This is a genomic window from Halomonas sp. BN3-1 (assembly GCF_003056325.1).
In the GTDB taxonomy this organism is placed as follows: Bacteria; Pseudomonadota; Gammaproteobacteria; order Pseudomonadales; family Halomonadaceae; genus Halomonas; species Halomonas litopenaei.
Window position 1 is genome coordinate 93,029 of sequence record NZ_PYVV01000016.1, and the last position, 11,071, is coordinate 104,099.

Sequence of the window (11,071 nt, forward strand, 5' to 3'; positions counted from 1 at the left end):
GTATCCATGTGCGGCCGTTTCGCCTGTTACACACCTTTTGCTCAGCTGGCGGCGCTGATGCGCTTGCCGGTGGCGCCGCGCCTGCCCGAGCAGGAGCCGCCACCTCGCTACAATGTCGCGCCGGGCACCTGGATCACCTCGCTCGCCATGGACGGGGAGGGCGTACCTTCCTTTACCTCGATGTGGTGGGGCTATCGACCCCACTGGGCCCAGGCCGGGGCGCCGGAGCCGATCAACGCCACCGTGGAGAAGGTCGCCACCTCGCGCTATTTTCGTGGGGCCTTTGCTCGCCATCGCTGCCTGGTGCCGGCGGACGGCTGGTACGAGTGGCTGCCGGGCGAGGCCGGCAAGCAGCCCTATTTTTTATGTCGTGAAGATCGCGCGCCGCTGTGGCTGGCGGCAATCTTCAGTGAAAGGGCCGACGGCAGGCCGGGCCTTGCCATCCTTACCGAACCCGCCCGGGGCTGCGCGAGTCAGGTGCACGCTCGGATGCCGCTGGCGCTGGACGACGGCAGCCTTGAACCCTGGCTCGATCCTGCCCTGAGTGATCGCGACGTCATGCGCCAGACGGTGCGGCATCTACCCGCTGGCGCCTTCGAGGCATGGCCGGTCTCGACCAGGGTCAATCGGGCGGGAGAGGAAGGAAGTGACTTGATGCAAGCCGTCCAGGCACCGGGCTGACCGTCGGATCTGAAGCGCCCATCTGCATGCCCTGGCTGCGGTGATGTTCCAGGTGCTGCGCGGCTTGTCCGCCCCGCGCCGATGGGCTAAGGTCGAAGGCGCATGGCACGGGGTGTCCCGCACGATAGCGGGGCTGAGAAACACCCGTCGAACCTGATCCAGTTCATACCGGCGAAGGGATGTCAGCGCAGTCGTCAGTCCAGGGGTCGGCGTGCGTTCCTCGCCTCGACCAAGGACCCGCCAGATGACCCTTTCCGACGCCTCACGCGCTACCTCCGCAAGCCCGCCCGCGCTTCCTATTTCCCGCCAGCTGGTCGTCGTCACCGGCGCCGGACGTGGCCTCGGTGTCAGCCTGGCGCGCAGCTTCCTCGAGCAGGGCGCGCGGGTGGTGGTCAACTATCGACGCAGCGAAGAGGGCGCCAACGCGCTGGTAGCCGACTATCCCGAGCAAGCCCTGGCGGTGGCCGCCGACGTCTGTGATCGCAGCGCCGTCGATGCCATGTTCGCGCGTGCCCGCGAGCACTTCGGCGCACCGGTCACCACCTTGATCAACAATGCGCTGCCGGACTTCGCTTTCAACGGCGACGCCCGTCCCGGTCCCGACGAGCTGACCTGGGAGCACCTCGATCATCAGCTTCAGGGCGTCGCCCGGGGAGCACTGAACACGGTGCAGGCGTCGCTTGCCGGCATGCGTGAGGCCGGCTTTGGTCGCATCGTCAATATCGGTACCAACCTGTTCCAGAACCCGGTGGTGCCCTACCACGACTACACCGCCGCCAAGGCGGCGCTGCTGTCGCTGACGCGCACCCTGGCCCACGATCTGGGCCCGGACAACATCACCGTGAACATGATCTCCGGGGGCCTATTGCGCACCACCGATGCCTCCCGCGCCACGCCGGAGGCGGTGTTCGATCTGATCGCCGCCAGCACGCCGCTGAGACGGGTGACCACGCCGCAAGAGTTTGCCGACGCTGCGCTACTGTTCGCCTCGCCCTGGTCGCGAGCGGTCACCGGCCAGAACCTGGTGGTCGACGGCGGACTGGTGAAGGACTGATGGCCAGCATGCACCTCAATCTGTTCATCATGGGCTGTGGCCACCACAAGGCGGCCTGGCGTCATCCCCGTTCCAGCGTCGAGCGCCTGGCCGATATCCGCTACTACGAGGAGCTGGCGCGGCTCGCCGAGCGGGGTCGCTTCGATGCGGTGTTCTTCGCCGATGGTCACGCCGTGGGCAGCGTCGCCGACGGCCCGCTGTGGACCCTGGAGCCACTGACCATGCTGGCGGCCATGGCGCGGGCCACCGAACACATCGGGCTGATCTCGACCGTCTCCAGCACCTTCTATACGCCGTTTCATGCTGCGCGCATGCTGGCCTCGCTGGACCATATCTCCGGCGGACGCCTGGGCTGGAACCTGGTGACCTCGATGTTCGACAGCGAGGCGCGCAACCATGGGCTCGAGGCCATGCCAAGCCACGCCGAGCGCTATGCCCGGGCGGAGGAATTCGCCAATACCGTGCTGGCGCTGTGGGACTCCTGGAGTGACGACGCCCTGGTGAGGGATCGCCAGGGCGATTACGTCGACGCCAGCCGGGTCGGTCCCGTTCACCATCACGGCGAGCACTTTCTGGTGGATGGCCCGCTGACAGTGCCGCGTCCGCCCCAGGGCCACCCGGTGCTGTTCCAGGCCGGCGCCTCGGATCAGGGCCGTGACCTGGCCGCGCGCTACGCAGAGGCCATCTACGCGGTGGCCTACGATCTGCCCTCGGCCCAGGCCTACTACAGCGATCTTCAGGCCAGGGTAAAGGCCGCGGGCAGACCGAAGGTCGCGATCATGCCGGGGCTTGTCACCTACGTCGGCTCCACCGAAGAGGAGGCCAGACGCAAGCAGAGGGAGCTCGACGAACTGTTGCCGGTGGACAGCTCCCGGCGCCAGTTGAGTCAGTTCATCGGTCAGGACGTGAGCGACTGGGAATTGGATGCCCCGGTGCCCGAGTTGCCGCCACTGGAGGCCTTCAGCGGGCCCAAGGGGCGCTACGCCACGATTCTGCGGATCATCGAGAGCGAACGACCGACGCTGCGCCAGTTGCTGGGACGGCTCGCCGCCGGTGGCGGCCACTGCACCATGGTCGGCACCCCGGAGCGTATCGCCGACGAGATGCAGCGCTGGGTCGAGCAGGGCGGGGCGGACGGCTTCAACCTGATGCCGCCGTCGCTGCCGGACAGCATCGAGGACGTGGTCGAACAAGTGGTACCGGAACTGCAGCGCCGCGGGCTGTTTCGACGCGAGTACCAGGGCCGCACCCTGCGCGACCACCTGGGGCTGGCGCGTCCCGAGCGCTGATGAGCCGGAACTGCCAGGGCCCCTGATCGCCAGGCCTTGAAACGACAACAGCGGGACGCGTCAGCACGTCCCGCTGTTTTTTATCACGCCTTGCCAGGCTGTCAGCGTGGCGGTGTCAGCTCTGGAAACGCCGCACCAGACTGCCCATGCGGGTGAAGTCATAGTCCTGGCGGGATGGCAGCAGCTTCATCAGCACCAGCGAGACTAGCACCGGCACGAAGGCCGCCAGCAGGAAGGATTCCAGCAGGGTGGCGGTACCGCCGCTGGGAGACGGGAACATCGCCAGCCCGGCGACCAGCCCTGCAGCGGTGCTGAGGACCGCGTTGCGCCCGTCGTAGCGGCGATTGAACAGACCGAAGAACACCGGGAAGGCCGCCGCCGAGCACAGCAGGTCCGCCAGCAGGAACAGATAGAGCACGCTGTAGCCCTGGGCTGCCACCCAGGTCACCGGCACCGCTGCGGCGACGATCAGCCAGCGTGCCAGGCGCATCAGGGTGGCTTCGCTGGCCTGGGGCAGCAGCCGGTGCATGTCGACGGCGATGATGCTGGAGGTGGCGTTGACGGTGGTGTCGGCGCTGCTCATCACCAGGGCCAGACCCAGCGGAATCAGGGCCAGGGCGAACCACAGCGGCACCTCGGACAGCAGCACGCTGAACAGCGCCACCGAGCCGTCTCCCTCGAGCCCGAGGCCGACGAACGCCAGGCCGAACAGGCCCATCAGCACGATCACCGGAAAGTTGAACAGCCCTGCGATCCAGAAGCCCCGCCGCAGCACCTTGCTGTCCCGGGCGGCGTAGATGCGTTGCCAGGTACCCTGGTAGAACAGGCCGGTCAGCATCACCGCGATAAAGAACGTCAGGCCGGCACGCAGGCCACCGGCATCGGTGACATCCAGCAACTGAGGCGCACGTTCCTGCAGGCCCTCGAGCGTCGGCGCGACGCCGCCGGCGGCCTGCCAGCCGAACACCAGCAGCAGCGCCAGCAACGGCAGGATCACCAGCATCTGTACCTTGTCGGTGAAGATGGTGGTGCGCAGGCCGCCGTAGAAGGTGTAGAGCAGGGTCGCGATCATCACTACGCAGGCGGTCAGCCACAGCGGGATCGGCGCCAGCAGGGTGACCATATGGGCGATTGCGGTGAGGCCTGCCGCCAGCGAGATGAACAGATAGAACAGCATGATCGTCAGGGTGAAGGCGTACATGGTGCGCCCGTAGCGATGGATCACGAACTCGGTAAGGCCGTGGCCTTCGGGGATCAGCTCACGCATGCGTCGTCCCAGCGGGATCATCACCAGGCGCGGGACCATGGAACCCAGCGCATAGCCGAGTACGGCGCCGATGCCGCCCCAGGTGGCCGCCTGGGCGGGGCCGAACAGGATCCAGGTGCCCAGGGTGGTGGCCACCAGGGTCAACACCGTGGCGCGGGTGTTCTGGCTGTTGCGAGCCGAGATGTAGTCATCCAGGCCGCCCTGACGACGTCGGGCATAGATCAGGCCGGGGATGGCAAAGATGGCGGCGCACAGCAGAAGCCACAGCGCCGTCCAGGTGGGATCGAGCATCATCGAAAGAAGACCTCTTTCTTGTCGTTGTCCGCAGGGACCGGTGGACAGGCGGGACGAGCGGCGGACAGGAAGAAAGAGGAGATAACGCAACCATCCTTCCCTTCGCCGGCATGACCCGGATCAGGTTCAAAGGGTTACCGCGTGATGCGGAATCTCAGCCGTCAGGCTCCCCCAGGAATGCGCACAGCGTAGGACCGCCTCCGATGGCTGTCAATTGGCGCTTTGGCCGCAGCGACGGGGCGTCAGACGGTGGGCGAGGTGCGCAGGCTGTGCCAGCCATCGTAAAGCCAGTTCGCCGCTCGGCTTGGATCGATGTCAGTCATCGCCAGATAGCCATGACAGCAGGCCTCGCGGCTCGCTCGCGCAATGGTCGAGGCGTCGGTGGCGTCCATCACCAGGGTGCGTCGGTGCCCGCCGCCGCCGCGCAGGAAGGGAGCTGCGGGCGCGCGCTGGAACTCGACGCCTGCCGGCAGGGGCGCTGTCGAGTGATGCGTGTCGGGGTAGTCCGGGGCGCACAGGATGACTTCGAAGCCGAGCCGTTGTCCCTGGCGCGCCAGGTCGGCATTGACCGGGGAGTGGCCGGTCAGCACCAGACGCAAGGCCGGCTGGATCAGCACCTCGACGACGTCGTCGCCGATCTGGACCAGCGGACTGGTTGGCGTGGGTCGCTGCAGGTTCATGGACGTACTGCCCAGGCTGACGCGGCGAATCAGCGATGGCTGGCCGGCGAGCGTTGCATGGATGACCTCCAGGTGCACCAGGGTCTCGCTGCTCGGTGACAGGCGCTCGACCAGGCAGGGGGTGCCATCGTTGGCGTTGTTGTCGATATTGACCAGACAGGCGCCGCCGTCCCGGGCCTGGGGCAGCAAGATGGGCTGTCCGGCGTACCCGGGGCCATCGGCATCGCTGGTGACGCTCAGGTGGGGGAAGGCGGGAGCAAGGGTGTCCAGACGCGTGCAAAGCCAGCTGGTATCCCCGCGATTGGCCAGCGTCAGGGCGTGTTCGATGGCGACAAGGTCCTGGTGGTTCATGGGCAGCTCCCGCGGCGGTGTCGGCGACGCCAGCATAACGTGGAAGCGGGCAAGCGAAATAACCCGGCATCTATAAGCATCTTTTCATAGGCTAGAGAAGACGGCACGCGAGCCGCCAGGGTATTGACCTGCTGCCGGTCCAGGGCAGGGCTTACGCAAGGAGTTGTCCTCATGGAGCGTTTTGCCTGGGTGGAAGAGGCATTGGTGTCGTCCGGAACGGTGCTGGTACGCCTGACGCCGGAGTTGCAGGTGTACGACGTGGTCGGTGATGCCGTGAGCGTGCTGGGCGAGCCTGGAGAGGTCTGGATCGGGCGGGGGCTGGCAGAGCTGCCTGGCGAGGTCGCCAGGGTCGCCGAAGCCTTGGCATCCCGGGGTGCCGCTCACGCTGCCAAGCCTTCGATGCCGCTGCAACTGGGCGATGGTAGCTGCTGTCGCCTGGCCGATGGTGGGCTGGTGCTGCGACTGTCGGCTCGGCAGAAGGCAAGCCGCGGTGTCATCGCGCGGATGGCCGACCATCTGCCGGTGATGGTGGCCTACGTCGACCGCGACTTCTGCTTCCGTTTCAACAATCGTGCCTACCTCGACTTCATCGGCCAGCCTGCCGAGGCGCTGATGGGGCAGCCGGTGTCTTCGGTGCTCGATGCAGACTCCTACGCCAAGATCCGGCCACGTTTCGATCTGGCGCTGGCGGGGCAGGAGGTCAGCTACGAGGATTCCCTGGTGCTCCAGGACGGTCGCCAGATCTACTTCAAGGTCCACTATCTGCCGGACGTGGTGGAAGATGAAGTGATGGGCTTCTACGCCATCATCCAGGACGTCTCCGAGTATCGCTCGATGATCCAGTTGTTGCGGGATGTCCATACCGGGGTAAATCGCACCGATATCGGAGTATCAGAGATCGTCGACATGCTGCTGCGTGACGCCTTGAGCTACCTGAGGCTGGATATCGCGCTTGTCAGTCAGGTCGAGGGGGAGCGTTACACGGTGCGCTGGGCGGCCTCGGATAATGCGCCAGTAGGGGCCGGCGATAGCTTTGCACTGGGTGACACCTACTGTCGGCTGACCCTCGACGCCGATGACGTCTTCCATACCCACCGCGCCGGGCAGGACGAGCGAGTCAAGGGCCACCCCTGCTACGAGAACTTTCAGCTGGAGACCTATATCGGTGCACCGCTGCGGATCCAGGGCAAGGTATGGGGAACCCTGAACTTCTCCAGTCCGTCGGTGCGCCGGCACGCCTTCAGCGAGGTCGACATCGAGTTGGTCCGGCTACTGGTCGGGGCCGTCGAACGTGTCATTTCCAACGAGATGGAGGTCGAGCGTATTCGCCTCGAACGTGATCAACTGGAAGACCAGGCGATGACCGATGCCTTGACCGGACTCCCCAACCGAAGCCAGTTGGATCGCCACGTCACCCGCCTGATCGAGGAATGCGACAGTGGCGGGATGGTGTTTTCGCTGGCCGCGGTCGATATCGACTTCTTCAAGCAGGTCAATGATGGTTTCGGTCACGCGGCCGGTGACCAGGTGCTCACCTGGCTGGCGCAAACAGTAGCCAACTGCCTGCGTGATGGCGATCTGGTGGCGCGCACCGGCGGCGAGGAATTCGTGGTGGTCATGCGGCGAACCGCCTTGCCCGAGGCGATCAAGGCGGCCGAGCGGGTGCGTCGCGCGGTGGAAGGGGGGGAAATCACCCTGTCGGATGGACAGACGATTCGCATCACCATCAGCATCGGCGTCAGCCAGTATCGCAAGGGGGAGGGGTTTGCACCGCTGTTCGAGCGCGCCGACCGGCGCCTGTACAGCGCCAAGCGTAGTGGTCGCAACCGCATTGCCAGCCTGGATGAATAGCGCCCAGGTGTCGCCAGGTGCGGCGTTATCATCGCTGACGTAGGACTTTGCTCGTTCTTTCGGTCTAGTCTGAAAGGATCAGTGTGAGTGGTTGGGTAATCTCAGGTGGCTGGGCTGAGGTGACAGCGGCTGCCAGGCCTTGAAGCAACCTGCTTGGCGCATGGCTGCCGCCGCTCCCGTGTACCTGAAGATGGTCTCTTGTCCCGCGTAATTTCGGAACTTTCCAGGTTTCAATGTGTTACCCGATTCCCTTCGGTGGCGGAATGCGATAGCGAGTATGAACTTTCTCATCTTTTGCGATGTAGTTTCCTACTGCGTCGATACTGCGTTGATCATGTTGCCTGCAAAAGAGTAGATAGGAGCTGTGTTCCTACAAAAGATGTGGGTAATATCGTACATCCGTTGTTAATAAAATATTACAAAGCAGTTGCGTAATGCCGGTGTTTGTCCCACCGGTGCGCAGGGGAAAAATCATCATGCATCTCAACAAGCTTGCGTTCGGCCTGGCGTTGGGCGGGTGGGCGTGCCTGCTTGCTCCGTCCGTGCTGGCAGAAAGTCTGCTGGAACTTCACGAGCTCGCGGTGGACAGCGATCCTCAGTTTCAGGCCGACTTTTATGGTAAGCAGGCCACCGATGAGCGTTACTATCAGGCGCGCTCAGCGCTGCTGCCGCAGATCAATGTCAATGTCGAGCGCAGCGAGATCTCCCAGGACATCGTCAGTACCGACAACGAGGTCTACGGCAGCGGCAGCACGTCCTACCCGACCACCGTCTACGGTGTCTCGCTCGAGCAGTCGATCTATGACTATTCGCGCTGGGCGGCCTTTGGCCAGGCCAAGCTGGAGATCCAGCAGGCCGCGTCCGAGCTCGAGGTCTCGCGCCAGGATCTCTACCTGCGGGTGGCCGAACGCTACTTTGCGGTACTCGCCCTGTCGGAAAACCTGAGTTTCCTGCAGGCCGAAAAGAAGCAGGTCCAGACCAATCTCGAGCAGGTCAGGGCGCGTTTCGAGGACGGTTTGATTCGCGAGATCGATCTGCTCGACGCCCAGGCGCGCTTTCTGCAGGTCGAGGCGCGGGAGCTGGACGTGGCCAACCGTCTGCGCGATGCCCTCAATGCCCTGGCCGAGGTCAGCGGCGTGCGTCCGGTGGAGCTTAGCCTGGTCGATGAGGACCTGACCCTGGCGAGCCCGGAACCGTCGTCAGTCGAGGCCTGGATCGAGCTGGCGATGCAGCGTAATCCTCGTCTGTCAGCCGCACGGCTGGCGGTGGAAGTGGCCAATCAGCAGGTCAAGGTGAGTCGTGGTGGTCACTATCCGACCCTCGATCTGAGTCTCGACTACGACAACGACGAGACCGAGGGCTCATTGTTCGGCGGCGGCAGCGAGGTCGAGACCCAGACCATTCGGGTCGGCCTCGATGTGCCGGTCTACAGCGGTGGGCGAGTGTCGTCGGAGGTGCGCGAAGGAACCCGTCTGATCGAGGCAGGGCAGGCTCGACTCGAACAGGTGCGGCGAGAACTCGACCGCGAGATACGTGCGGCCTTCGAGGGTATCGTCACCGCCATGTCCCGGGTCAGGGCTCTGAGCGAGTCCTTGAGCGCCAACCAGCGCATCGTCGAATACCGCCAGGTGGCCTATGAATCCGGTGTCATGCCGGTGCTCGAACTGCTCGACGCCGAGCGCGATCTGTTCTTCGCCCGCAGCGAACTTGCCAGTGCGCGCTACGACTACCTGATCAGCGTGCTGCGGCTGAAGCATGCCGCCGGCGTCATCAATGGCGAAGACCTGGCGGAGATCGACGCCCATATGAATGACCGGATGGACCTCCTTGCCTTCCAGCACTGAACCCCGGCCCTTCGCCGAGCGTCAGGCGTTGATCGAGTCCTGGCTCGATAGCCTCGCGCGTCCCTACAGTGCCGAGCGCTCGGTCAAGTGCGCTCCCGCCCGCTGGGCACATCAGCGCAGGCTCTACAGTGTGCCGCTGGACGGCGTTGACGCCGACGATCTTGCGGTGCGCCTCGAGGGGTTGCTGGAGTCGCTGGCGCTGGCGCCTGGCGACCGGAGGGCCTTTGTCGCCGGACTGTCGACGCAGACGATGGCGCACTATCTGCATCTCGGGCTGGAGGAGGCGACCACCAAGGTGTACTGGGAAGCGCCGCTGCCGGACAAGGCCCTGCCGGGGCGTCGCTTCCCGCTGTACCAGGCGTGGAAGTGGCGCCCTGGCGTCGACGCCAGTGTCTCCGACTATGTCCTGCTCGAGAGCGCCGAGGCGGTGCGCCATGCAATGGCGAGCACGCTTGCGGCGATGCCCCCGCTCGTCGGCGACGTGATCGAACAGCTCGAGGTCAGCCACGCGCTGGCACGAAAGCCCTGGCCACCGTTGACCGTGAGGATCGAGGAACGGCGCCAGGGTCGCGATACCGGCCGCGATTCCCTCAATCTGCATCTACATCCGGCCGAGATACGTCTGGGCGAACTGGCGGGCCTTTTGTTGTCGCTGGCTCGCGAGTGGCGCTGTACGTCGCGCGCACAGGCGATCGAGTGGATTGCCGCCCACGGCGACAAGCCGCTGAGCAACCTTTCTCTGGGGTTCGATGCGAAAGGCGAACCCTTCGTGACCTTCTACCACGGGGTGACTCTGGTCTCCCCGACTTCCACCGGCGCGCTGGCCGCGCAATGACGCTGACGTCCAGGCCCAGGGACGACACTCAAGTACTAGAGGACTCTTTCATGGCGACTCAACTTCTGATCTATCGCAACGTTCAGCCGATCACCCGCGACAAGCATGGCGAGCTGTCGCTCAAGGTCGGCAAGGACTTCGGCTTTGCCAGCGGGGTGAACTCGGTGCCGTTGATGGCGGCCGAATTTCCGACCGCCGCCACCGACCTGCCGATCGTCTTCACCAAGGCCGACGACGGGGTGCTGCCGGTCGCCGTGCTGGGACTCGAGCAGGACCAGAATCTGCTGGTGGACCGTGAAGGCCAGTGGCGCGGTGAGTACGTACCGGCCTTCTTCCGCCGCTATCCCTTCGTGTTTGCCTCCGCCGACAACGACAAGACTTTCACCCTGTGCATCGATGATGACTACGAAGGGCTCAACCGTGACGGTCGCGGCGAGCGCTTCTTCGACGCCGACGGTGAGCAGACCCAGTACCTGGGCAAGGTGCTGGACTTCCTGCAGGACTATCAGGCGCACTTCCAGCGCACCCGCGCCTTCTGCGCCCGCCTGGTCGAGCTCGACCTGCTCGAGTCGGTCGAGGCCCAGATTCGCTTGCCGGAAGGTGGTCAGCGCACCCTGACCGGCTTCCAGGCGGTCAACCGTCAGAAGCTCAAGGCGCTGCCCGAGGACAGCCTCAAGGCGCTGCTGGACAGTGACGAACTGGAGCTGCTCTACGTCCACCTGCAGTCGCTGCGCAATCTCAATCGACTGAGCCGTCAGGCGCAGGGTGGTTCGCGGCTGGGTGCTCTGGCCAAGGGCGACCCCGCCGAGGAGGCGGTCGCGTCCGACGCCGAACAGGACACTCCCGTTCACTGATCGACCGAGATCAGGGGGCGTATCGTCGCCGCGATGCGCCTCTTGACGTTTTTCGCCACCGGAGTCCCCCC

General features: G+C 64.9%; 9 protein-coding genes and 2 riboswitches. Of the genes, 7 read left to right on the forward strand and 2 right to left on the reverse strand.

Going from position 1 to position 11,071, the window contains the following annotated elements:
* Positions 1–6: 6 nt before the first annotated feature.
* The 3 genes from C9F12_RS19340 (at position 7) to C9F12_RS19350 (ending at position 3,024) form a co-directional block, all read left to right on the forward strand.
* Positions 7–681 (forward strand): SOS response-associated peptidase, encoded by a 675-nt coding sequence (locus C9F12_RS19340; RefSeq protein ID WP_108449906.1) that lies wholly within the window; start codon positions 7–9, stop codon positions 679–681.
* A gap of 98 nt (positions 682–779) precedes the next feature.
* A riboswitch (TPP riboswitch) is annotated at positions 780–878 on the forward strand.
* Between the two features lie 47 nt (positions 879–925).
* Positions 926–1,735, forward strand: coding sequence for a 3-oxoacyl-ACP reductase (locus tag C9F12_RS19345; RefSeq protein WP_108449907.1), 810 nt, complete (start codon positions 926–928; stop codon positions 1,733–1,735).
* Positions 1,735–3,024: an LLM class flavin-dependent oxidoreductase gene (locus C9F12_RS19350; RefSeq protein ID WP_108449908.1), complete on the forward strand. Its 1,290-nt coding sequence runs from the start codon at positions 1,735–1,737 to the stop codon at positions 3,022–3,024. Before C9F12_RS19345 ends, C9F12_RS19350 begins: the two co-directional genes overlap by 1 nt.
* A gap of 115 nt (positions 3,025–3,139) precedes the next feature.
* On the opposite strand, the gene C9F12_RS19355 is transcribed toward C9F12_RS19350, so the two are convergent.
* Positions 3,140–4,585, reverse strand: a complete 1,446-nt coding sequence (locus tag C9F12_RS19355) for a sodium:solute symporter family protein (RefSeq protein ID WP_108449909.1) — start codon at positions 4,583–4,585, stop codon at positions 3,140–3,142.
* Between the two features lie 80 nt (positions 4,586–4,665).
* Positions 4,666–4,768, reverse strand: a riboswitch (TPP riboswitch).
* Positions 4,769–4,827: 59 nt separating this feature from the next.
* Positions 4,828–5,616 carry a hypothetical protein gene (locus tag C9F12_RS19360; protein ID WP_108449910.1) on the reverse strand — a complete coding sequence of 263 codons (789 nt, stop codon included), beginning with the start codon at positions 5,614–5,616 and terminating at the stop codon, positions 4,828–4,830.
* 171 nt (positions 5,617–5,787) lie between these two features.
* Here C9F12_RS19360 and C9F12_RS19365 point away from each other — a divergent pair, with 171 nt between their 5' ends.
* The 4 genes from C9F12_RS19365 to C9F12_RS19380 all read left to right on the forward strand — a co-directional run bounded on the left by C9F12_RS19365 (position 5,788) and on the right by C9F12_RS19380 (position 11,000).
* Positions 5,788–7,467, forward strand: a complete 1,680-nt coding sequence (locus tag C9F12_RS19365; protein WP_108449911.1) for a diguanylate cyclase — start codon at positions 5,788–5,790, stop codon at positions 7,465–7,467.
* Positions 7,468–7,943: 476 nt separating this feature from the next.
* Positions 7,944–9,311 carry a TolC family outer membrane protein gene (locus tag C9F12_RS19370; protein WP_108449912.1) on the forward strand — a complete coding sequence of 456 codons (1,368 nt, stop codon included), beginning with the start codon at positions 7,944–7,946 and terminating at the stop codon, positions 9,309–9,311.
* Positions 9,295–10,146, forward strand: a complete 852-nt coding sequence (locus tag C9F12_RS19375) for a hypothetical protein (protein WP_108449913.1) — start codon at positions 9,295–9,297, stop codon at positions 10,144–10,146. Before C9F12_RS19370 ends, C9F12_RS19375 begins: the two co-directional genes overlap by 17 nt.
* Before the next feature lie 50 nt (positions 10,147–10,196).
* Positions 10,197–11,000, forward strand: coding sequence for a SapC family protein (locus C9F12_RS19380; protein WP_045994636.1), 804 nt, complete (start codon positions 10,197–10,199; stop codon positions 10,998–11,000).
* The last annotated feature ends 71 nt before the right edge of the window (positions 11,001–11,071 follow it).

Coding starts and splice junctions, on each gene's coding strand:
- C9F12_RS19340 (WP_108449906.1), top strand. CDS start 7: ATGTGCGGCCGTTTCGCCTGTTACACACCTTTTGCTCAGCTGGCGGCG.
- C9F12_RS19345 (WP_108449907.1), top strand. CDS start 926: ATGACCCTTTCCGACGCCTCACGCGCTACCTCCGCAAGCCCGCCCGCG.
- C9F12_RS19350 (WP_108449908.1), top strand. CDS start 1,735: ATGGCCAGCATGCACCTCAATCTGTTCATCATGGGCTGTGGCCACCAC.
- C9F12_RS19355 (WP_108449909.1), bottom strand. CDS start 4,585: ATGATGCTCGATCCCACCTGGACGGCGCTGTGGCTTCTGCTGTGCGCC.
- C9F12_RS19360 (WP_108449910.1), bottom strand. CDS start 5,616: ATGAACCACCAGGACCTTGTCGCCATCGAACACGCCCTGACGCTGGCC.
- C9F12_RS19365 (WP_108449911.1), top strand. CDS start 5,788: ATGGAGCGTTTTGCCTGGGTGGAAGAGGCATTGGTGTCGTCCGGAACG.
- C9F12_RS19370 (WP_108449912.1), top strand. CDS start 7,944: ATGCATCTCAACAAGCTTGCGTTCGGCCTGGCGTTGGGCGGGTGGGCG.
- C9F12_RS19380 (WP_045994636.1), top strand. CDS start 10,197: ATGGCGACTCAACTTCTGATCTATCGCAACGTTCAGCCGATCACCCGC.